Source organism: Sorangium sp. So ce406, from assembly GCF_051474675.1.
GTDB lineage: Bacteria > Myxococcota_A > Polyangia > Polyangiales > Polyangiaceae > Sorangium > Sorangium cellulosum_G.
This window is the reverse complement of the sequence record NZ_CP150340.1, coordinates 8,094,633-8,115,121: the sequence shown is the minus strand read 5'-3', so window position 1 is coordinate 8,115,121 and position 20,489 is coordinate 8,094,633. Positions and strand designations below refer to the sequence as shown.

At 73.7% G+C, this 20,489-nt stretch carries 19 protein-coding genes; 11 read left to right on the top strand and 8 right to left on the bottom strand.

Going from position 1 to position 20,489, the window contains the following annotated elements; genetic code table 11:
* Positions 1 to 14 precede the first annotated feature (14 nt).
* Entirely contained in the window at positions 15 to 1,019 is a 1,005-nt protein-coding gene (locus WME96_RS30120; protein WP_437285044.1) for a tetratricopeptide repeat protein, read from the top strand.
* Between the two features lie 66 nt (positions 1,020 to 1,085).
* Here the strand turns inward: WME96_RS30120 and WME96_RS30115 are convergent, their stop codons facing one another.
* Positions 1,086 to 1,628 carry a hypothetical protein gene (locus WME96_RS30115; RefSeq protein ID WP_437285043.1) on the bottom strand — a complete coding sequence of 181 codons (543 nt, stop codon included), beginning with the start codon at positions 1,626 to 1,628 and terminating at the stop codon, positions 1,086 to 1,088.
* Between WME96_RS30115 and WME96_RS30110 the strand changes: the two genes are divergently transcribed.
* Positions 1,627 to 2,049, top strand: coding sequence for a hypothetical protein (locus WME96_RS30110; protein WP_437285042.1), 423 nt, complete (start codon positions 1,627 to 1,629; stop codon positions 2,047 to 2,049). The genes WME96_RS30115 and WME96_RS30110 overlap by 2 nt on opposite strands.
* Positions 2,050 to 2,288: 239 nt before the next feature.
* On the opposite strand, the gene WME96_RS30105 is transcribed toward WME96_RS30110, so the two are convergent.
* Positions 2,289 to 2,705: a hypothetical protein gene (locus WME96_RS30105; protein ID WP_437285041.1), complete on the bottom strand. Its 417-nt coding sequence runs from the start codon at positions 2,703 to 2,705 to the stop codon at positions 2,289 to 2,291.
* Positions 2,706 to 2,762: 57 nt separating this feature from the next.
* Positions 2,763 to 4,535 (bottom strand): alpha/beta hydrolase, encoded by a 1,773-nt coding sequence (locus WME96_RS30100; RefSeq protein WP_437285040.1) that lies wholly within the window; start codon positions 4,533 to 4,535, stop codon positions 2,763 to 2,765.
* A gap of 357 nt (positions 4,536 to 4,892) precedes the next feature.
* On the opposite strand from WME96_RS30100, the gene WME96_RS30095 reads away from it, so the two are divergent.
* Positions 4,893 to 5,813 (top strand): class I SAM-dependent methyltransferase, encoded by a 921-nt coding sequence (locus tag WME96_RS30095; RefSeq protein ID WP_437285039.1) that lies wholly within the window; start codon positions 4,893 to 4,895, stop codon positions 5,811 to 5,813.
* 56 nt (positions 5,814 to 5,869) lie between these two features.
* Here WME96_RS30095 and WME96_RS30090 read toward each other — a convergent pair whose 3' ends face one another.
* Positions 5,870 to 7,240, bottom strand: coding sequence for a sigma-54 interaction domain-containing protein (locus WME96_RS30090; RefSeq protein WP_437285038.1), 1,371 nt, complete (start codon positions 7,238 to 7,240; stop codon positions 5,870 to 5,872).
* 202 nt (positions 7,241 to 7,442) lie between these two features.
* Here WME96_RS30090 and WME96_RS30085 point away from each other — a divergent pair, with 202 nt between their 5' ends.
* The 4 genes from WME96_RS30085 to WME96_RS30070 all read left to right on the top strand — a co-directional run bounded on the left by WME96_RS30085 (position 7,443) and on the right by WME96_RS30070 (position 9,962).
* Positions 7,443 to 7,742: a 4Fe-4S dicluster domain-containing protein gene (locus WME96_RS30085; RefSeq protein WP_437285037.1), complete on the top strand. Its 300-nt coding sequence runs from the start codon at positions 7,443 to 7,445 to the stop codon at positions 7,740 to 7,742.
* 237 nt (positions 7,743 to 7,979) lie between these two features.
* Positions 7,980 to 8,675, top strand: a complete 696-nt coding sequence (locus WME96_RS30080) for a hypothetical protein (protein ID WP_437285036.1) — start codon at positions 7,980 to 7,982, stop codon at positions 8,673 to 8,675.
* Positions 8,672 to 9,214, top strand: coding sequence for a hypothetical protein (locus tag WME96_RS30075; RefSeq protein WP_437285035.1), 543 nt, complete (start codon positions 8,672 to 8,674; stop codon positions 9,212 to 9,214). Before WME96_RS30080 ends, WME96_RS30075 begins: the two co-directional genes overlap by 4 nt.
* A gap of 70 nt (positions 9,215 to 9,284) precedes the next feature.
* Positions 9,285 to 9,962, top strand: coding sequence for a hypothetical protein (locus WME96_RS30070; RefSeq protein WP_437285034.1), 678 nt, complete (start codon positions 9,285 to 9,287; stop codon positions 9,960 to 9,962).
* A 184-nt stretch (positions 9,963 to 10,146) separates the two neighbouring features.
* Here WME96_RS30070 and WME96_RS30065 read toward each other — a convergent pair whose 3' ends face one another.
* Positions 10,147 to 11,502 (bottom strand): restriction endonuclease subunit S, encoded by a 1,356-nt coding sequence (locus tag WME96_RS30065; RefSeq protein WP_437285033.1) that lies wholly within the window; start codon positions 11,500 to 11,502, stop codon positions 10,147 to 10,149.
* Positions 11,499 to 12,962 (bottom strand): type I restriction-modification system subunit M, encoded by a 1,464-nt coding sequence (locus tag WME96_RS30060; protein WP_437285032.1) that lies wholly within the window; start codon positions 12,960 to 12,962, stop codon positions 11,499 to 11,501. Before WME96_RS30060 ends, WME96_RS30065 begins: the two co-directional genes overlap by 4 nt.
* Before the next feature lie 163 nt (positions 12,963 to 13,125).
* On the opposite strand from WME96_RS30060, the gene WME96_RS30055 reads away from it, so the two are divergent.
* From WME96_RS30055 to WME96_RS30045, 3 genes are read left to right on the top strand one after another with little or no spacing between them, the layout of a single operon-like run.
* Positions 13,126 to 13,761 (top strand): hypothetical protein, encoded by a 636-nt coding sequence (locus WME96_RS30055; RefSeq protein ID WP_437285031.1) that lies wholly within the window; start codon positions 13,126 to 13,128, stop codon positions 13,759 to 13,761.
* Positions 13,758 to 14,597, top strand: a complete 840-nt coding sequence (locus WME96_RS30050; RefSeq protein WP_437285030.1) for a DUF4159 domain-containing protein — start codon at positions 13,758 to 13,760, stop codon at positions 14,595 to 14,597. Before WME96_RS30055 ends, WME96_RS30050 begins: the two co-directional genes overlap by 4 nt.
* A gap of 7 nt (positions 14,598 to 14,604) precedes the next feature.
* The gene (locus tag WME96_RS30045; RefSeq protein WP_437285029.1) at positions 14,605 to 15,042 is read left to right on the top strand and encodes a hypothetical protein; all 438 of its coding nucleotides are present in this window, start codon (positions 14,605 to 14,607) and stop codon (positions 15,040 to 15,042) included.
* Positions 15,043 to 15,124: 82 nt separating this feature from the next.
* On the opposite strand, the gene WME96_RS30040 is transcribed toward WME96_RS30045, so the two are convergent.
* The gene (locus WME96_RS30040; RefSeq protein ID WP_437285028.1) at positions 15,125 to 16,534 is read right to left on the bottom strand and encodes a PAS domain-containing protein; all 1,410 of its coding nucleotides are present in this window, start codon (positions 16,532 to 16,534) and stop codon (positions 15,125 to 15,127) included.
* 286 nt (positions 16,535 to 16,820) lie between these two features.
* Here WME96_RS30040 and WME96_RS30035 point away from each other — a divergent pair, with 286 nt between their 5' ends.
* On the top strand, positions 16,821 to 19,208 hold the full coding sequence (locus tag WME96_RS30035; protein WP_437285027.1) for a glutamine amidotransferase: 2,388 nt from the start codon (positions 16,821 to 16,823) through the stop codon (positions 19,206 to 19,208).
* A gap of 123 nt (positions 19,209 to 19,331) precedes the next feature.
* Here WME96_RS30035 and WME96_RS30030 read toward each other — a convergent pair whose 3' ends face one another.
* Positions 19,332 to 20,459, bottom strand: coding sequence for an SMP-30/gluconolactonase/LRE family protein (locus WME96_RS30030; RefSeq protein ID WP_437285026.1), 1,128 nt, complete (start codon positions 20,457 to 20,459; stop codon positions 19,332 to 19,334).
* Positions 20,460 to 20,489: the final 30 nt, after the last annotated feature.

Here is a 20,489-nt window from a genome sequence, read left to right as displayed (position 1 = left end):
GCTGGGTCAGAGAGATGAAGAGAGGGCTCCTGTTCCTCGGCTCGGGCGCGCTGCTCGGGGCCGTCACGCTCTCCGGCGCGGCGTCCGCCCAGCGCGCGCAGGGCGCGGTCAAGCCCATGGCGGAGGCGCTCTTCTGGCAGGGGCGAGACCTCTTCAAACAGGGGCAGTACCCCGAGGCCTGCGCGAAGTTCGAGGAGAGCCATCGCCTCGAGCCGAAGCCCGGGACGCTCCTCAACCTCGCCGTCTGTCACGAGAAGGTGGGGATGCTCGCGACGGCGTGGGCCGAGCTCGGCTCGGTGGAGGAGATCGCGCGGCGCGAGGGCCCGGAGGAGCGCGCGGCGTTCGCGCGCGCCGAGCGGGCGGCGCTGGAGCGGCGGATCGCGCGGATCGAGATCAGGATGGATGCGCCGCCCGCGAGCCTGCGCCTCACGCTCGACGGCGAGCCGCTGAGCGGCGCCGCCCTGAACGCGCCGTTCCCCATCGATCCGGGCCGACACCGCGTCGCCGCGGCGGCGCCGGGGAAGAAGGCGTGGTCCACGGCGGTGGACGTGCCGCCCGAGCGCGCGTCGATCGTCGTCACCATCCCGGCGCTGGAGGACGCGCCGGCGGCGCCGCCGTCGCGCGCGCCGCGGGCCGCGCTCGCGCCGCGCGCGACGGCGGCGGCGCCGGAGGCGCCGGCGGACGGCGTCGGGAGGACGCTGATGGCGATGGGGTTCAGCGTCGGCGCGGCCGGCCTGATGGTCGGCGCGGTCGCGGGCGCCCTGACGCTCGCGAGGTCCGGCGCGCTCGCCGAGGTGTGCGCGGACGATCGCTGCCCCCCGAGCCGGGGCGGCGATCTGAGCACGGCCAGGACGCTGGCCAACGTCTCCAACGCCGGCTTCGCGGTCCTCGCCGTCGGCGCCGGCGTCGGCCTCGCCGGCCTGCTGATGCTGCCCTCACAGGACGCGACCGCGAGCCCGCGCGCGGCGCTGACCCCCGTGCTCGGCGCGGGGGCCATCGGCCTGCGCGTCAGCTTCTGATGCGGTGATCAGGAGAGACAGGGATTGAACCGCCGGGGCGCCGTCGGCGCCCCGGCGCCGGGCGCGTCAGGGGGCGCAGCCGATCCGCTCCGGCGCGACCGCCACGTCGTCGTACCACATGGACCGCGAAGGGCCGTGGAAGCCGAGGTAGCCGAAGCTGAACGTCTTGAAGTCGAGCTTTTTCCAGCCGGTCTTGTCGATGATCTTGGTGCCGTTGGCGTAGACCTGGACGTCGCCCTGGGCGCCGTCGAAATAGGCCTCCATGCAGTGCCACTGGTCCTTCGGGAGGTTCGCGCCGCCGCTGCCGCACCGGAAGTCGCCGCCCTCGGGCAGGACGACATCGTCGTGCAGGTTCAGGACGATCTGGCAGTACTGCTCGGCGACCTCGACGTTGTCGCCCGCGTTCGGATCGCCGTCGCCCGTCATCGCCTGGAAGTAGGCGTTGTGCTCGGACTGGCCGATATCCACGCTGCTGCGCACGTAGAGCCGCACCCAGAACTTCGACCCGGGCGCCGGGACAGAGAGCATCCGCCAGTCGTAGCCGCTCATGCCGGGCTTCACGTGCAGCGAGCTCGATCCGGAGTGGAAGATCGACGAGTCGATCTCCATGTTCTTCAGCGCATCTGCCGCCTGGTACGACGGGCGGTACGTCGCGCCCGCGGGGAGCCCTGTCCCCTCGAAGTCGGAGCAGAACGTCGCGCTCGGCGGGCACGCGCCCGTCGGCGTCCCGGCGCCGGTGCTCGCCGTGGTGCTCGTCGTGCCGGGCGTCCCCGTGGACGTGCTGGTGGCGGTGCCGGGGTCGACGCTGCCGGTGGTCGTGGTGCTGCCGGGGTTGCCGCTGCTGGCGCTGCCGGAGGAGGGGTTGCCAGCGCCCGAGCTCACGCTCGAGGCGCCGCCGGTCCCCGCGCCGCTGCCGCCGGCGCCTCCCGTATCCGAGCCGCCGTCCGAGCTGCCCACGCAGCCCGCGGCCGCGGCGGCGAGCGCCAGGCAGGAGATCCCGACCAGGGTGAAGCGCGCTGTCTCACGATGAAAAGTCATGTTGACACTCGAGGGTAATCGGCCCGTTCACGGGGGCTGCGCGCTGCCGCAGCGCGGTGAAATGGCCAGTAATTCTAAGGACTTGCTGCTCGCGCCGGGGTGTCATGACGAGCGCTCGGCGCGGCCGACTCCTTCTAGCAGAACTCGCCGCGTCCCGGGAGCCGTTCTTCCGGGGCCAGGCTCCCTGCAGGCTGGTCGGCTGTCAGCGCGGCGGGACCTCGTGTCGGCCGCTCACGCGAACGCGGCGGCGTGGCCTGCGTGCGTCGCGATGATGGCGTCGATCCAGCGGAGCAGCGCGGCGACGGGCGGCACGGTCCGCGCCTCGCGGTGCCAGAGCTGGAGCGTCGTCGGGCCTGCAGCTGTGGCCGCGGTGATGTGGAGCATGCTCTCGTCGGGGATGCCCATGCGGGTCGAGCGTCGGGAAGGCACCGAGGAGAGGCCATCGAGGAGGCTCGCGAGCGCCTGCCGCTCGCCGGGCGAGAGCGCCGCGGAGCGAGGCGTCACGTCGCGCCCGAGCACCTGACCGCCTATCGTCAGCGCGCCCGCCGCGTCGACCGTGACAGTCCACGCGCCGAATACCCCGTTGGGGCCGTGGGCAGAGCCTCCTTCGAACAGGAGGACGCACGCTTCCGGAGGTGTGTCGTGCACGCCGGCCAGCCTAGCAGGTCCGAGCGGGCCCCTGCCGATCCGCGCGCGGTGAGCCGGTCAGGGGAGCAGCGGCCGAGGCAGGGCGCGGCTGCGCGCGTCGCGCAGCGCCTCGCGGACGCGCGCGATCGTGCGCTCCTGCTCGGGCGAGGGCGCGCGAGGCGCGCGCCGCTCTGCCCCGGGATCGCCCTCCCAGGCGTCCTCGGTGCCGAGGTATGCGGCGCTCACCCCCGGAGCGACGCTGAAATCGATGGGCAGGACCTCTTCCGTGCACGATGTGTCCAGGGGCGCCTCGGGAGCGGCGAGGAACTGGAACAGGAGATCCATGTCGCACGAGCCGCCCATGAGATCGGTCGGGCTCTCGACGCCGTGGGGGGCCCGCGGCAGCATCACCAGGGTCTGGTTCGGGCCGGTGAAGTGGCTCTTGACGGCCTCCGGTACCGCGCTCGGGATGAAGTCGAGCTCCCCGTGGAGCAGCAGCAGGGGCGCGCTCGTCGTGGCCCACTGCCCTGCGTACGCGTCGGGGGTGTAGCGCGGCCAGCTCTCGTGGAGCGCGGCGGCGTCGTCCGTCACCCCGATGGCCACGTTGGCCTGCGCGAGGAACTCCTGCATCTCGGACACGGGCGGAGGCGGGTCGGCCCAGAGCTCCGACAGCATGATGTTGTTGCGGAGCACCGGGGAGAAGAACCGCATGCTCGCCGAGAGCGGCTCGGGGAGGGGCGCGAGAACGACCCCCGCGAGGTGGGTGAACGCGGCGACGTCGGCGGGAGAGCACCGACCCAGCCGGTACGTCAGCGCCGGGATGAGCGGCCGCGGCGCCCATTGATAGAGGAACTGCGCGAACAGCGCCTGGAAGATCTGCCGGTCATAGCCGAGCGCGGCCACCTCCGGGCAGGCCCCCTCATCGAACGCATCCAGGGTCTCGGTCATCGTCGCCCACGGGTCGGCGCCGAGCTTGTCCGAGCAGGACGGGTCGGCGCCGCAGAGGTCCATGAACCGCTGGCCGAGGTCGTTGAGCCAGACATCGATGTCCGAGAGTTTCGCGTTGACGGCCAGCGCGGTGAGCGACACGGCCGTCGGCTGGTCGGGGTAGAGCTGGAGATAGCGGTGACCCCAGATCGTCCCGTAGGAGCCGCCTACGACGAGGACCTCGCCGCCCGGGGCGCGCGTCCGCGCGATGATCTCGCCGACGTCGCGCGCGGCGTTCGTGACGGTGAATCCCTTGATGTCGTCGCCCAGCTCGGCCTCGATCGCCGGTAGACAGGCGGCCATCTCGGCGTCGGTGAGATAGCTGCCGCCCTCGCTCTCCGGCGTCTCCCCTGCCGCGCAGCCGAGGCGGCTCGAGCGGCCCGTGCCGCGGTGGTCCGGCATGTACATGTCGAGTGTCGGATCGATGCCGGCGAGGAGCTGCACGAGGGGCTCGAAGTCGGCGCCTGAGCCCCCCGGCCCGCCGTTCAGGAGCCAGAGCTGCCTGCGGCTCGGCTGCGTCGCGGCGAGCTTCCGCTTGACGAAGAAGGTGATGGCCTTGCCTTCCGGCTGGTCCCAGTGGAGCGGGACGGGGATCTCGGCGCACTCGGCGTCCTCGCCGGTGCCGTCGGTGAGGAGCGGGCAGGGAGTCCACGCGATGGCGTCGCCTCCGCCGTTGCCGCCGTCGCCGCCGCCGTCGCCGCCATTGCCGCCGTCGCCGCTGTCGCCGCCATTGCCGCCGTCGCCGCCATTGCCGCCGTCGCCGCCGCCACCGCTACTGCCCGTCGAGGAGCTCGACGACGCCGTGCCACCGGGAGCCGCATCGTCACCGCATCCCAGCATGCACTGGGCAAGCAAGATGACCATCGCTCCGCGAGCCAGATTCCCTCTCATGCTCGACACTCCTGAAGAATGAATAATGAATGCAGCCCCGCACTTCACGCGAAGGGCAACCGTTAACTTCTCGACACGTCACTGCGGCGCTACCGGCCCGCGGCCGCGTGGCAAGCAAGAACCGGTGCATCCGGTGTGGCGCCGCGCTTGCGGCCGTCCGCGCCCCGGATCTTCCGCAGCGACAGCGCGCTGACGCGCGGCGTGTGAACAGCGACGACCAACGACGCGTGACTGGATGACGACACCACGGGCGCGCCGTCGACGTGGCATGTACGCTGGGGCTCCGCCGCGGCCGATCCCGGGCGGCACACAGCGAACCAAGGCACCCTCGTGCGAGCCCAACGCCCAAGCCTCACCGCCTCCCTCGTCGCTGCCCTGCGGGCGCTCTACACCGAGATGCCCGAGCCCTACCGCGTGGCGCCCGACCCGCTCGCGGCCCGCCTCGTCCCGTGGCCGCTCGCGCTCCCGGCGCGCGCGCTCGCGCGGGCGGCCGGCGTCCCCGCCGCCGCCCGCGCCGTCCACCACGGCCTCGGCCGCGCCCTGTTCGGCCTGAGCTACCACGTCGCGCTCCGCACCCGCGCCATCGACGACGCCCTCCGCGACGCCGTCGCGGAGGGCGCGTCCCAGCTCGTCGTGCTCGGGGCGGGCCTGGACAGCCGTGCGATGCGCCTCCCGGAGCTCGCGGGCGTCCAGGTCTTCGAGGTCGATCACCCGGCCACGCAGCGCTACAAGGTCGAGCGGCTGGCGTCGCTCGCGCGCCCCGGCGGCGGCGCGACCGCGCCGGGCGCCGCGGCCGCGCCGGAGCTCAAGGCTGGCGGGCTCGCGCACGTCGGGGTGGACTTCGAGCGAGACCGGCTCGACGAGGCGCTCCTCTCGGCCGGCTTCCGGCCCGCCGAGCCCGCGTTCTGGATCTGGGAAGGCGTGACTCCGTACCTCACGCGCGAGGCCGTCGAGGGCACCTTGCGCCTCACGGCGGCGCTCTCGGCGCCCGGCAGCCGCATCGCGGTCACCTACGGGATGTTCCCTGACGACCCTGTCCCCGCGTGGAAACAGGGCCTGCTCCGGGGCGGCTTTCGCTCGCTGGGCGAGGCCATCCGCGCGCCGCTCACCCGGGACGCCATGCACGAGCTCCTCGCGCGCGCCGGCTTCCGCGTGCTCTCCGACGAGTCGGCGGTGGACTGGGCCGCGCGCCACTGGCCCCCGCAGCGCGGCGTGCGCGCCATCGAGCGGCTCGCCGTCGCCGAGCGCTGAGGCGGCCGTATCGAGGAGCGTCCGGTCGCTCGATGCCCGGGTGCGCCGGCGTCGCGTCAGCCCTTGTCGCCGCCCTCCCTCCGGATCCCGAGCTTCCGCATCTTGCTCTGCAGCGTCGTCGGCTTCAGCCCGAGCGCCGCGGCCGCCCCGTCTTCTCCGTAGATCTTGCCGCCCGAGGCCCGCAGCGCCTCCTCGATGCAGCGCTGCGCCGCCTCCCGGTACGTCAGCGCGCGCCCTGCCGCGCGCGGCGCCGCGGCGAGCGGCGCGGACAGGATGAGCTCGTCCCCGGTCGACATCACCATCGACCGCTCGATCACGTTCTCCAGCTCCCGCACGTTGCCCGGCCAGTCGTGCGCCCCGAGGCGCGCCATCGCCTCCGCGCTCACCCGCGGCGGCGCCCGGCCGAAGCTCGCCGCGACCTTGTCCACGATGACGCGCGTGAGCGCCTCCAGGTCCCCGGGCCGCTCCCGCAGCGGCGGGACGACGATCGGAAACACCTGCAGCCGGTAATACAGGTCCTCCCGGAACGCCCCGCTCGCGACCATGTCCTCGAGCGGCCGGTGCGTCGCGGCGATCACCCGCACCGAGACGCGCACCGTGCCCTCGCCGCCGACGCGCTCGACCTCGCCCTCCTGGAGCACGCGCAGGAGCTTCGCCTGCGCCGGCTTGGGCAGCTCGCCGACCTCGTCGAGCAGCAGCGTCCCGCCGCTCGCGCGCTCGAACAGCCCGAGGTGCCGCGCCGCCGCGCCCGTGAACGCGCCGCGCTCGTGGCCGAAGAGCGCGCTCTCGACGAGCCCCTCGGGCAGCGCGCCGCAGTTCACCGCGAGGAACTGCCGCTCTGCGCGGCGCGACAGCGCGTGGATGCGGCGCGCGATCACCTCCTTGCCGGTCCCGGTCTCGCCGCGCACCAGCACGGTCGTGTCCTGCCGGGCGACGAGCGGCACCATCTCCTGGAAGATCGCCCGCATCGCCGGGCTCGCCGCGACCACCTCCCTCGGCAGCGCGACGCGATCGAGCTCCTCCCGCAGCGCCCGCTTCTCGCCCTGCGCGCGGCGCGCGATCGCCGCGACGCGCCCGAGGACCTGCACCTGCCGGAGCGCCACGGCGAGCAGCCGGCCGATCGCCTCGAGCAGGGCCGGCGAGAGGTCGAGCGCCGCGCCCTCGCCGATCGCCATCGTGGCGCAGCCGACGGCGCCCTCCGCGTCGCGGAGCGCGAAGACGGCGACAGCGTCGCCGCCCGCGCCGCGCCGGACCTCCGGCGCGCCCGGCGCGCCCGCGCCGCGGCGGAGCTCGAGCCGCCGGAGCGGGAGGTGGCGCGCGAGCACGGCGCTGACCGCGGGGACGAGCGTCGCCTCCGTGTGCGCGCGCGCCGAGGCCTCGCCGAGGTCGGCGAGCAGGAGCAGGGCGCGATCGGCGGGGGCGGTCATCGTGCGCGGAGCGAGGCCACCGAGATGGCGTTGCGCGGCACCGTAGGAGCGTTGCCCGGGCCGCACAAGGGCCGCGCGGGCGCCGGAAACGCCGCTCCGGCCGCGGGCATGCGCCGTGCTGAGGTCTCGGTGACGACCGGACGCTGAACGCCGAAGCCCGTAGAGGCGGCGCGGCGACGACCGCGTCGCGAAAGGAACCCTCATGGCCCATGTCATCGCCGAGCCGTGCGTCGCCACCTGCGACACCGCCTGCGTCTCCGTCTGCCCTGTGGAGTGCATCCACGGGCCGCTCTCGCCCGACGAGATCGCGCGCATCCCGCAGGAAGAGCGGAAGACGCGGCTCGCGCGGCTCCAGCTCTACATCGATCCGGAGTCGTGCATCGGCTGCGGCGCCTGCGAGGACGAGTGCCCGGTGAACGCCATCTTCGACGAGGACGAGCTGCCGCCCGAGTGGCGCCACTACCGCGAGATCAACGCCCGCTTCTTCGCGCAGCCCGGCTGAGACGCCGGCGACCTCCTCGCGACAGCGCGCCTCGGGCGAGCGGACGGGTGACGTGCGCGGGGTGGTGGCTTTGCGTAGCCGTGTCCCGTGGGTCGAGCGCTGCTGCGCCACGGAGCGCGCGCCGGAGAGGGCCTGACCGCGGCCCGGGAACAGCGGAGTTCGATGCGCGAGGGGCGGAGGCAGGGCTGCGGTCCTTGACAGCCCGGAGTCCCCCGGATCTCATGATCCACCTTCCTCGTGCTCCGCATCCCTGTCAGCTTCCAGGCGCGCGCGATGTTCATCGGGCTCGCCTGTGCGGCCCTCGCGTGCATGACGCCGCCCGGACCGAAGGGCGTCCTTTCCTTCCTCGCCTCTCCGGCGGGGCCGGGCGTCGCCGCGCTGGCGGTCATGGCGGTGGGGACCTCGGTCGAGGAGCTCGGCACGATCCGGCGCATCCGGATCGGCGCGGGCCTTTGCGTCGTGGCCGCCGCGCTCGTCGCGGCCGGCGGGCTGTGGGGGGCTGCGCTCGCCGCGCTCGGCGCGCCGAGCGTGTGGCCTGCCTGGCTCCTCTATGGCGCCGGCGCGTCCGGCGTCGCCCTCGCGCTCCGGCGTGACGTCGCCGTCTTCCGCGATCCCCGACACGGCCAGTCCGTCCGCCTCGAGGGGATCTCGGCAGATGCCGTTCGCCTCACCGCCAACGGGGCTCCGGTCACCATCCCCGCCGCCCTGATTCGCGGCGTGTCCCTCGCGACGGGCCCTGACGGGCGAGGCGTCTTCATCCTCCTTGGCAGCCGGGGCAAGGTGATCGGCGACGCGCGCGCGCTGCCCTGGGTCGCCGCCCACCGGGACGGCGACACGCTGCTCTTGACCGAGCACCAGGCGGCCCTCGACGCGGAGCTGCTCGCTGCGCGGCTGCTCGAGGCGGCCTCCGCCGGCGAAGGGGAGTATCGATGAAGCCGAGCCATGAAGCGGGGGGCGATGCCCTGGAGATACCGCTCCGCCGTCCCTACGGGGTGCTCCTCCTGAGCGCCCTCTTCTTCGCGGCCTGCGCGGCGGTCCTCGCCCACCGGGCCCTGACGAACGACAGGGGCCTGATCCTGAACGGGATCATCCCTCTCGAGCGCGGGGGCGCCGACGTCTTCTACGCGGTGCTGGCGCTCCTGTCAGGGGCCCTGTGCGCGCTCGGGTTCGTCGGCGCCGCGCGCCTCGCCGCCTTGAAAGAGTTCCGGATCCTCCTTGGCCCTCGGTCGATCTCCTTCCCGTCGATTCATCCGTTCCGGGCTGCGCGGGAGGTCACCGTGCTGCTCGATCGCGTCGAGGCCGTGGAGATGCAGCCCCCGGCCAGGCCGGTCGCGCTGTCGATCCGCGAGGACGACCGCGCCCACAGCATCCCTCTGCGCTGGCTGGCGGAGGGCTGGTCGGCCCAGGAGGTCGGCGGCGCGATCATCGCGCGGGTGCGGGAGGCGCATGCGAGCCCGCGCGCCGGCGGGTAGCGCGCCGCGAGGCTCGTGATCTCGGCGGCAACGCGGGTGTAGGATGGGGCCCGATCGGGAGGAGGCATCCATGAAGGCCGCGGCCGCGCTGGTGAAGGACATTCGCGAGGAGCTCCGTCGTATCGACGACGAGCTGAGGGCTCACCCTTATCCGGACGCCATCGCGCGGGGCGAGGTCACGCTCGAGGTGCTGAAGGCCTTTCCGGGCCACCAGCACCACGTGGCGCTCAGCGATCTGCGCTCGATGGCGATGATGCTCCAGCGCTTCGCGGACACGCCCTGGCGCGATTTCTGGAGCGGCGTCCTCCAGGGCGAGCTCGCGGCGCCGGGCGGGATCGCCGCCATCGGCCAGAAGCTCGGCATGACGAGCGACGACCTGGATCGGTACGAGGTCACCCCGGAGGGGTTCGCCTACGCGACCCAGATGGCCTGGGCGGCGGCCAACGCCTCCGCGGCCGAGATCGCGTGCGCCCTGCTCATCAACTTCCCTGCCTGGGGGTTCAACTGCGGCAGGATGGCCAGCGCGCTGCGCGACCGGTACGGCTTCGGCCCGGAGCACACCGCCTTTCTGGACGCGTTCGCCGCGCTGCCGTCGTTCGAGGACACCGCGATCGCGATCGTGCAAGACGGGCTGGATCGCGGCGTGGAGCCCCGGGCGATCCGCCGCACGACGAGGCTCTTCCAGGCCTATGAGAAGATGTTCTGGGACGCGATGATGGCGCTCGGGACGCGCAGGACGAGCTCCTAGTTCCACCCTCCAGCAGTCCGGCCATGGATCCGGATAGAGATTTCAACGCAAAGGCGCAAAGGCGCCAAGACGCAAAATAATAATAAATGCATGGATTTTGCGCCTTTGCGCCTTTGCGTTGAATCTCTCCTCTCGCGAGGCAGATCCCTGGCAGGACTTCTGCCCCGCGGTTCCAGCCGCGCGGTCACGACGGAGTCGCGCTAGGCTTGGAATGCCCGGGCGTCGCCCCGTCACCCCGCACGCGGCGCAGCAGCACCTCCACCGGCTCGTGCTTCCGGCCCTCGCCGCGGGCCAGCTCCGCCTCGGTGGGGACCAGCTCGCCCGAGAACGCTCTGGCCAGGATGGCCTGAGGGAGCTTGTCGGCCCGCGCCCTGGCCATGGCCACGCGCTCCTCGATGGTGTCGGCGAGCGCGAAGAGCGCCTGCGCGCGGCGCACGATCTCCGCCTGCTCCTCTGCCGGGGGCAACGGAGCAGGGATGCCGTTGAGCGCCGCCTGCGTGAGCTTCGGCTGCGCGGAGCCGGTCACGTGGTGCTGAAGATCGAGCGAGTTCAGGAGCATCTCGAGGTATTCGAGGGCCACGCCTGCCTTCGGCTGGACGACATGAGCGTGGTTGTTCACCCAGAACCTCCCGCGCGCCGGGAATGCCACCGCGGTGGTCCTGGACAGGAGATTGGCGCCGTCCTCGGCGATGAGCAGGTAGTCTCCGTCGAACAGATACCCGTCGATCGAGTCGATGATCCCTGACGCGCCGTAATACGGATACGGCCCCCGGCGCCGCTCTCGATCGGCGGACTTCACCGGCACCCGGCCGCCATCGTGGTTGTCCACCAGGGCCCCGAACGGGCACACGACCCATGACGCGGGCAGGCGACGCCTCGACCCCTCGTCTCCGTCCGACCCCGGCGCCGCCGGCGCCGCGCCCGGCGCGGTCTCCGCCGGCCCGGCCGCTTGTGGCGCGGCGACCGACGCGCGGAGGTCCTCGGTCAGCCTCCCCGAGCACGCCGCCGCAAGCACGGCCTGCCGGAGCCGCTCGAGGACGAGCGACGCCCTGGCCAGCCGCGCCTTCGCCGCGCTCACCTCGGCGAGCAGCGCCTCGACCTTCGCGACGATGCGGCGCTGCTCGGGGAGGGGAGGCAGGCAGAAGGGGCGCTCGAGCGTCTCGCGCACCTTCACGAACGGCTGCGCGGAGCCGCCCTTCACCCAGAAATCCTCGTTGTTGAGGTGCAGGAACAGGTAGTCGAGATCGATGGCCCGCGGGTCCGGCCAGACCACATAGGTGTTCGCGATCGCCGACCACCGCCCGCGCGCCCTGAACGCCTTGCCGCACCGCGTCCCCACCGCGGAGACGACGAGCGCCTCGCCCTCGTGCTCCCAGCCGTCGCACCACACGTCGGGCCCCGAGGCGCTGAACCCCTGGTAACGCCCGGGCCGCCACGCGGCGTGGAGCTTCCCCTTGATGAGCTTCGAGCTCCCGCTCCGGTGCGCGCAGATCGCCGCGAGCGTCGTCTCCGCCCACCCTTCTGGCAGGCGCCCGCTCACGCCTCCGCCGCCTTCGCCCCGCCCTCGAGCAGCGCGAGCACGCGGTTCAGCGCGATGACCGCCCCCTCGAGCTCCTGGATCGCATCGCTCGCCAGCTCCTCCGGCTCGGGCAGCTCGCCCGCGTCGTCGAGCGACTCCTCCTTGAGCCACTTGAACCCGTCGAGCTTGAACTCCCGCTCCTGGATCTCGCGGAGCTCGAAGCTGCGGAAGCGGCCCTCCCGCGACGCTCCCGCCTCGCGCCGCGCCCGCCCGTCGGGGTCGTCGCCGTAGCACCGCTCGAACTCCGCGAAGTGCGCCGGCGAGAGCGGCCGGCTCTTCTTCGTGATCGAGGGCACGCCCGTCCGCGCGTCGTAGATCCAGACCCGCTCCGTCGCGCGGCCCTTCGTGAAGAAGACGACGTTGGCCTTCACGCCCGGGCTGTACGGCGTGAACGTCCCGCGCGGCAGGCGGAGCACCGTGTGCAGATCGCAGCCCTCGGCGAGGACCTTGAACACCTCGCCCGCCTGGTCCGCGAACAGGCAGTTGTCCGGCAGGACCATCGCCGCCCGGCCGCCGGGCCCGAGGATCGTCAGCGCGTGCTGGATGAAGTTGAGCTGCTTGTTCGCGGTCGCGACCGCGAAGTCCGCGCGGTCGGGCGCCCGGTGCCCGCCCTTGGTGCCGAACGGCGGGTTCGTGAGGACCACGTCGAACCGCTCGCAGGGCGGCGGGGCGTCGATCGAGTCGCCGAGGGCGATCCGCGGCGCGATGCCGTGCAGGTACAGGTTCATGAGGGCGAGCCGGCGCGGCCGCGCGACGAGCTCCTGGCCGAAGAACGCCCCGGCCTTGATCCGGCCCGCCGTCTCCGGATCGAGCGCGCCCCCCGCCTCGGATTCGAGCCACTCCCAGGCGGCGACGAGGAACCCCCCGGTGCCGCACGCCGGGTCGCACACGGCAAAGCCCGGCTTCCCCCGCGGATCGGGCCGCATGCACCGCACGATCGACTGGATCAGCGCGCGCGGCGTGAAGTACTGCCCCGCGCCCTTCTTGCCCTCGGCGGCGGCCTTCTCCAAGAGGCCCTCGTACGCCGCGGCCTTGATGTCCACGCCGAGGCCCGTCCACTCGACCTCGTCGATGAGGTCGACGAGGCGCCCGAGGTTCGCCGGGCTCTTGAAGCGCGGCTGCGAGCCCGCGTAGATCTCGCCGAGGACGCCGGGGGCCGCCTCGAGGGCCCGGAGGACCTCGGCGTACCTGTCGAGCAGCGCTTGCCCGCTCCTCGCGCGCAGCGCCGGCCAGGAGCAGTCCGTCGCCTCGACCGCGCCGAGGGGCGTCGTGCGCTCGACGCGCGAGAGGTCGAGGCCCCGCTCGGCGGCCATCTTCAGGAAGAGCAGGTACGTGATCTGCTCGATGTAGTCCCCGTGGTCGATGCCGTCGTGGCGGAGCGTGTGGCAGAACCCCCAGAGCTTTCCAGCAACGTCGGTCATGCGGCGATGGCCTCTTCGGGTCTCTTCGGGTGTGGACGTCGTCGATGCGCGGGAGGAGCCGCCCTTCGGCGGAGCCGCCTTACCACGGCCGGGCCCCTCGCGGGTCGCCGCGCTCCTCCACGGCGCTGGGACGCGCCGCCGTCGATGTATTACGCTCCCGGCCGTGCCGCGCGCCCTCCCCTCGCTGCTCGCGCTCCTCGCGCCGCTCTCCGGCCTCGCCTGCGCGTCGTCCTCGCTCCCCGACCCGAAGGAGGCGGTGCAGGCCTACGCCGACGCGGCCGCGCGCGGCGACGCCGACGCCATCCACGGGATGCTCAGCGAGCGCAGCCGCACCGCGATGTCGCGCGACGAGGTGCGGCGGCGCGTGGCCGAGGCGCGGGCCGAGCTGGCCGAGCAGGCCAGGAGCGTCACGGCGCCCGGGGTGGTCATCAAGACGCGCGCCCGCGTCCGCTACCCCGACGGCGAGATCGCGACGCTCGAGCTCGACGACCGCGAGCGCGCCTTCCGGATCTCGGCCGCCGACGCGCTGCCCGCGGGCGGCCGCACCCCCGAGCAGGCCCTCGAGCAGCTCCGCCGCGTCCTCGCGCGCCGCAGCTACGCCGGCCTGCTGCGCGTCCTCACGCCGGCCACGCGCAGCGCCATCGAGAGCGACCTCCGCTCGCTCGTCGAGGGGCTCGCCCAGCCCGAGGGCCTCGAGGTCAAGATTGCCGGCGACACCGCGACGGTCCAGATACCTGGCGGGCACGAGGTGAAGCTCCGGCGCGAGGCGGGCGTATGGCGGGTCGAGGACTTCGATTGAACCGGTGGATCGGCCTCGAGGGCGCGCTGCGGCGGCGCCGCCTCGGCGCCGCGGCGCTGGTGCTGGTGTCGGCGCTGCTCCTCTCGGCGATCCCGCGCCCCGTGCGCGCCTTCGGCGAGGAGGGGGCGTGGAACCCGCGGCCGCTGCTCACGGGCAACGCGCGCTGGGAGGGCGTGCGCGCCACGGCGCCGGCGCGCTGGTCGTTCGAGCTGGAGCGCCGGACGAGCGCGCCCGCGCGTCGCAACCCGACCACCGTGCGCGCCGACGACCCCGCGCTGCTCGCCGAGCCGTTCGCGCTCTGGGGCGGCGAGGGCGACCTCCCGCCGCTCACCGAGCGCGAGGTCTTCGGCCTGCGCCGCTTCCTCGCGCTCGGCGGCGTCCTGTTCGTCGACGACTTCTCCCCGGGGAGCGGCGCCTTCGGCCGCGCCGCGCGGCGCGAGCTCGCCCGTGTCCTGCCGGAGGGCTCGCCGATCCCCATCGGCACCGAGAACGTCGTCTTCCGCTCGTTTTACCTGCTCCCGCGCGCCGTCGGCCGCGTCGAGGGGCCGCAGAAGCTCTCGGCGATCGTGCGCGGCGGCATGCCGCAGGTGATCTTCTCCGACCACGATCTCTCCGGCGCGCTGGCCCGCTCCGACGGCGGCGGTCCGAGCGTCGAGGTCACGCCCGGGGGCGAGGCGCAGCGCGAGCGCGCGTTCCGCCTCGCCGTGAACATCGCGATGTACGTGCTCTGCTCGAACTACAAGGACGACCAGGTCCACGCGCCGTTCCTGATGCGCCGCCGCGCCATGGACGACGGGCGGCCCCGCTCCTCGCCCGCGCACCCCGGCGCGCCGTGAGCTGACCATGACGGATCGTCTCACCCCCGCGCCGAAGCCCACCCCCGCGCCGAGGACGGTCTGGCAGGACGACCACTACACGGTCCTCGTCGACGAGCCGCTGGGCATCGTCTGGAACGTGCGCACCAGCAGGCCGTTCGCCTCCGTCGAGGAGCTCGAGGCCGTGAAGGCGACGCTCTGCCGTGTCCTCGATGGGCTCGGCCGTTCGCGGTACGCCCTCCTCGTCGATGTCCGCGCCGCTCCCGGCCGGAACGACCCCTCGTTCGAGGCCGCCCTGGAGCGCATCCGACCGCGCTGGCTGCGCGGGTTCCGCAGGGTCGGCGTGCTCGTGCAGAGCGTCGTCGGCGCGATGCAGATCCAGCGCTACGCCAGGCAGGACGGGATCGAGCGGCTGATCACGACCGACGAGGCCGCGCTCCTCCGGTACCTCACGGAAGCAGGCTGACCGGCGCGCCACCGCGCCATTCGGGCGCGGCGCTCGGACGAGGCGGACCGGGCCGTCCCCGGCGGGATTCAGGACACGCGAGCTACCGCCCCGCGTGACGGAGCGCGTACGCGATGCCGCTCTGCAAGGTGCTCAGCGTCGTGATGCCGGCGAGATCCACGCCGAGCGTGACCAGGGTCTGCGCCACCTCCGGGCGGACGCCGGTGAGCACCACGCGGGTGCCGAGGAGCTGGGCGGCGCGCGCGGTCCGCGTCAGCGCGTTGGCGACGAGCGTGTCGACGGCGCGCACGCCGGTGATGTCCAGGATCGCTGTGTGGGCGCGCTGGCTGCTGATGCCGGCCAGCAGCGTCTCCATGATGAGCTCCGCGCGCGCCCCGTCGATCGCCCCCACCAGCGGCATGGCCACCACCCGGTCTGCGAGCGGGATGAGCGGCGTGGACAGCTCCCGGAGGGCCGCCTGCTGCGCGGCGATGATCGTCTCCTGGAGCGCGGCCCGCTCGGCCTCCGCGCGCCTCAGCGACGTGATCTCGGTCACGATGCCGCCGAGGCCGATCGGCTCGCCCCGCTCGTCGTGGATCGGGAACTTGACGGTGAAATAATGAAGGTGCGTGTCGCCGACCGGAAGGACCTCTTCGAACTGCATGACCTGACCGCCTGCGATCACCTCCCGCTCCTTCTCCGCGAGCATCTCCGCGATCTCGGGCGGTATGGCGCTCTCCAGATCGCCTGCGCCGATGAGCTCGATGACATGCTTCTGCAGGGTCTGCGCATAAGCGCGGTTGGCGAAGACGTAGCGTCCCGCCATGTCCTTGACGAAGATCGAGCTGCGCGCGTTGTCCACGAGCTGAAGGAGCATCTGGTACCGTCCGTGGACGGTCTGCGCTCGCCGCAGCCGGTCGCTCATGTCATCGACGATCGCCGCGATCTCGCGCACGTCGCCTCGCTCGTCGCGCAGCACGGCGTAGGTCCACCGGCAGGCGAGCGGGTGCCCGTCCTTCGTACTGGCCTCGCTCTCAGCCGCGGCGAACCGGCCCTCGGAGCGGGCGAACTCGAACGCCTGCGCCGCCGCTGGCGACACGGGATCCGCGGCGACGAGCTCGGCGAGCTTGCGACCGAGCGCCTCGCTCTCGCTCCAGCCGAAGATGCGCTCGGCGGCCTCGTTCCAGCGCGTCACCGTGCCGTCGGGGCGCCAGTGGATCACCGCCGGCAGCGCCGTCGGCAGCCACTCGGGCGCGCCGTGCGCGCCTTCGCCCGGCGCGGCGCCATCCGGCGCGGCGCCGTCCAGCAGGCGCAGCGGCGCGGCGCCGTCCAGCAGGCGCGGCGACGCGGCGCCGTCCGGCGCGCCTCGCGCCGCCCCGTCCTCCTGAACCGGCGCGCGACCGTCGAACCGGCCTGCCAGCGCCTTCTCCAGCGCCTCGACGCGGGCCCGCAGCGCCGCATTCTCAGCCCTCAGCCGAACCGCTTCCGTCTCACCTAGCTCGTCGCGCACCATGGGCCAGGTAACCGAGCGTACGCGGAGCGCGCGCGGCGTTTCAAGGTTGTTGGCCGCGCTGTCCAGGGTTGTCCGCGGTCGCAGAGACGGCGCTTTGCTGGGACACGCAGCCCCGATGTGCCGGGTGAGCGCCGGGGTGGGACGCCTCGCCTCGATGTACTAGGCTCCGGCCCGTGCCGCGCGCCCTCGACTCGCTGCTCGCGCTGTTGCTCTCCCGCTCCGGCGCCGCCGGCGAGCCTCCCTCTTCTCCCGCATTCCCTCCTGTTCCCGCGCCCCTGGAGCGGCCGTGACACGGAGCCTCGCGCCCTCGGGCGATCTCTCCTCGCCGGTCGTCGCCGTCGCGTGCATCGTCGCAGCGCTGAGCTTCGGGCTGCTCCTGCTCGAGCTCATCCGCGCCCGCGGCCGCGGCGCGACGGCGGGGGGCGGCGCTGCGTCCGCGCGCGCGGCGCTCGGTACGGCGCTCACGGGCGCGCTCGCCGTGCTCGGCCTGCTCGCCGCCATCCTCCGCCCCGTCGCCGTCACCTCGCGCGGCAGCCTCGTGGGCCCGAAGGTCGTGGTGCTGATCGACGGCTCCCGATCCATGGACCTGCCGGGCCTCGCGGGCACCCGCCGCGACAGCGCCGCGCAGGCGCTCGCCGAGCTCGGCAAGCGCGCCGACGTCCGGCTCTCCCGTTACCTCTTCGGCGAGGGCGCGCCGGTCCCGGCCGACGCGCGGACGCCGGACGAGGCCGCCGCCACGACACCGCCGCCGGGCGCGAGCGCCGCGGCGAGCGCGGGCGCCGCGGCGGCGCCGGCCGGGGGCGCGGACGCAGGCGCGGCGGCGCCCGCCGCGGCCCCGCCGCCCGCGCGGGCCCGGGCGCAGCGCCGCTCGGACCTCAGCGCCGCGCTCGAGGCGCTCGCCCGCGCCGCCGACGAGCGCCCGTCGGCGTTCGTCGTCGTCTCCGATGGCCGCCTCGACCGCCCGGGCCCCGACGACACCGCCGCGGCGACGCGGGCCGCCCTCGAGGGGCTCGACGTCCCGGTGCACACCGTCGCGGTGGCGACCGAGTCCGCGCGCGACGCCGGCGTCCGCGCGGTCCGCACCTCGGGCGCCGCGGTCGCGCACCAGCCGCTCTCGCTCCGGATCGACATCGGGTGCAGCGGCGGCCTCGCGTGCGACGCGGTCCCGGTCGTCGCCCGCGAGCTGCGCGAGCAGGGCGCGCCCACGACGCTCGCGACGGGCACGGCGCACGTCGAGGGCGGCGTCGGCACGGTCGAGCTCGGCGTGACGCTCGACCGCGCCGGCACGCGCATCCTCGAGGTGGCGATCGACGCGCCGGACGGCGACGAGCTCCCCGAGAACGACGTCCGGTACATCACCCTCGACGTCGCGCGCGACCGCATCCGGGTGCTCCACGTCGCGGGCCGGCCGACGTACGACGTGCGCGCGCTGCGGATGTGGCTCAAGGCCGACGCCTCGGTCGACGTCGTCGCGTTCTTCATCCTGCGCACGCCGGGCGACGAGGTGAACGCGGCGTCCGACGAGCTCGCGCTGATCCCCTTCCCGGTGGACGAGCTCTTCAGCGTGCACCTGTCCAGCTTCGACGCGGTGGTCCTGCAGGACTTCGACGCCGCGCCGTACGGCCTGACCAAGCACCTGCCGGCGCTGGCCCAGTACGTCGACAAGGGCGGCGGGCTCATCATGGTGGGCGGCCCGAACGCGTTCGTGCAGGGCAACTACGCGCGCACGCGGCTCGCCCGCGTGCTGCCGGTCGATCTCGACATCGGCCGCGCCCCCAAGGTGGACCTCGGCGCCTTCGTGCCGCGCATCACCGCCGCGGGGCGCGCGGCGCCGGTGCTCGCGCCGCTGCTCGCGCTGATCGGCGACGAGATGCCGGAGATGCCGGGCACCAACGTGGTCGGCGATCCGCTCCCCGGAGCGACGGTGCTGATGACGCACCCGACGCGCACGACCGCCTCGGGCGCGCCGATGCCGGTGCTCTCGCTGGGCGAGCACGAGAGCGGCCGGACGATCGCGCTGACCATCGACGGCAGCCACCGCCTGCTCTTCAGCGCTTTCGCCTCGAGCTCCGCCGGCCGCGCGCACGGCGCGTTCTGGGACGCCCTGCTCGGCTGGCTCATGCGCGACCCGCGCTTCGAGCCCGCGTCGATCGAGGCGCGCGGCGGCTGCCTGGCGGGCGAGGAGACGACGCTCGTGCTGCGCCCGCTCGCCGGGCAGGGGGGCGAGGCCCGGGTGACGATCGCGCGCCTCGGCAGCGGCACGGTCGTGCGCACGCTGACGGCCCGCGTCGGCGACGGCGGCGAGCCGGTCGAGCTCGCGGCCGGCCGCTTCGAGCCCGGCGGCTACGCGGCCACGGTGGAGATCGTCCCCGCCGCGGGCGCCGCCGGCGACGTGAAGGGGGCGACAACGCGGCGCGATTTCGCGTGCGAGCGCGGCGGCGATGAGTGGGCCGACCCGCGCCCTGACGTCGCCCGCCTGGAAGAGATCGCCCGCGCGACGGGCGGCGCGTCGGTGCTCCCCGCGGCGGCCGGCTCGTTGCCGCTGCCGGCCGCGACGCAGGTGGCGGCCGAGCGCCACGTCGCGCCGCTCCTGCCCCCGTGGGCCTGGACGCTCGCGGCCGCCGTCGCGCTCGGCGCGCACTGGATCGTGCGCCGGCGCAGCGGCCTCGCGTGAGGCCGGGACGCCCCCCGTCGCGCCGTGCGCTCACGCGCTCACGCGCTCACGCGCTCACGCGCTCACGCGCTCACGCGCTCACGCGCTCACGCGCTCACGCGCTCACGGGCTGCCTGCCTCGCTTCAGGGCAGCCACGGCTTCTCGAGCGGATCTGCCCTGTCGCCGACCGGGACCTTCAGCACCGCGAAGTTGTCCGCGTTCCCGCTGAGGAGCGCGTGGTTCACGATGAGCAGCGTCTTCTTCGCGTCGTTGAAGGCGACGTTGGCGGGGGCGTCGAGGGGAATCTCGTCGCAGGGCGAGCTCTCGATGCGCGACGCCTCGACCCCGTCCTCGTCGAGCACCGAGATCGCGTTGGTGCCGGCGAGCGTGACATAGAGCTTCCCCGACCTCCCGAACGCGAACCCGTCGGGCGCCTGGCCGCCGGCGTACTCGTGGACGAGCTCCAGATCGGCCTCGTCGGGCGCGTCGACGAGGGGGATCCGGTAGATCGACCCCACGCTCGGATCCGCCAGGGAGAAGGTCACCGAGACGTAGACATGTTCGCGCAGCGGATCGAGCCGGATCCCGTTCGCGCCGAACGGCTGGGGTCCTCCTCCGGCGAGCGCCTCGCTCTGGAACCAGATCTCCGGCGCGCCGCCCCCGGGCGCATAACGGAAGATCGTCGCCTGGAACGAGTCGGTCACGTAGGCATAGCCGTCTTCGTCGAAGGCGATGTCGTTCGGGATCGGCGGTAGATCGAAGGGCGTCGGCGAGCACGCCTCTCCGGGCGAGGCCGCCGCGCACGCCGGCAGGTCCGGCAGGGGAGCGCCGTAGCTCTGCTGGACATATCCATGTCCAGCCTTCGTGAAGCGCAGCAGCCCAAGCTGCGTGCTGAGCGCGTAGACCCGCCCCGGGCCGTCGACAGCGATGCAGCTCAGCGCATGCTCGGCCCCGAGCGCCTCGCCCGCGACCGTGATGGTGCTCTTCAGGTCCTCGCTGTTCGTGCCATAGACGAAGATCTTCGACGGACCCGTGCCTGCGGTGCCGAACGTCGCCGGGCCAGACACATAGACGCGATTGCCGTCGACCGCGATCCCCTCAGGGAACCCGGGGTTCGCCGGGGTCCTGGCGAATGTCTGGATCCCGCCCCGCCGGCTCCCCTCTGCCGGAGCCGCGATCAGCGCCGAGGCGGCGGAGAGGAGCACCAGGGCGCCGTGGACAAGCCCCCTTCCGCTGGAGCGCGATAGTTTTGACAGCACAGAATGCAGCATCGAGCCCTCCTGTGTCCGCGAGGCGCGGAC

Coding starts and splice junctions, on each gene's coding strand:
- WME96_RS30120 (WP_437285044.1), top strand. CDS start 15: ATGAAGAGAGGGCTCCTGTTCCTCGGCTCGGGCGCGCTGCTCGGGGCC.
- WME96_RS30110 (WP_437285042.1), top strand. CDS start 1,627: ATGTTCTTCAGCGCATCTGCCGCCTGGTACGACGGGCGGTACGTCGCG.
- WME96_RS30115 (WP_437285043.1), bottom strand. CDS start 1,628: ATGGAGATCGACTCGTCGATCTTCCACTCCGGATCGAGCTCGCTGCAC.
- WME96_RS30100 (WP_437285040.1), bottom strand. CDS start 4,535: ATGGTCATCTTGCTTGCCCAGTGCATGCTGGGATGCGGTGACGATGCG.
- WME96_RS30090 (WP_437285038.1), bottom strand. CDS start 7,240: ATGACCGCCCCCGCCGATCGCGCCCTGCTCCTGCTCGCCGACCTCGGC.
- WME96_RS30085 (WP_437285037.1), top strand. CDS start 7,443: ATGGCCCATGTCATCGCCGAGCCGTGCGTCGCCACCTGCGACACCGCC.
- WME96_RS30075 (WP_437285035.1), top strand. CDS start 8,672: ATGAAGCCGAGCCATGAAGCGGGGGGCGATGCCCTGGAGATACCGCTC.
- WME96_RS30070 (WP_437285034.1), top strand. CDS start 9,285: ATGAAGGCCGCGGCCGCGCTGGTGAAGGACATTCGCGAGGAGCTCCGT.
- WME96_RS30060 (WP_437285032.1), bottom strand. CDS start 12,962: ATGACCGACGTTGCTGGAAAGCTCTGGGGGTTCTGCCACACGCTCCGC.
- WME96_RS30045 (WP_437285029.1), top strand. CDS start 14,605: ATGACGGATCGTCTCACCCCCGCGCCGAAGCCCACCCCCGCGCCGAGG.
- WME96_RS30040 (WP_437285028.1), bottom strand. CDS start 16,534: ATGGTGCGCGACGAGCTAGGTGAGACGGAAGCGGTTCGGCTGAGGGCT.
- WME96_RS30030 (WP_437285026.1), bottom strand. CDS start 20,459: ATGCTGCATTCTGTGCTGTCAAAACTATCGCGCTCCAGCGGAAGGGGG.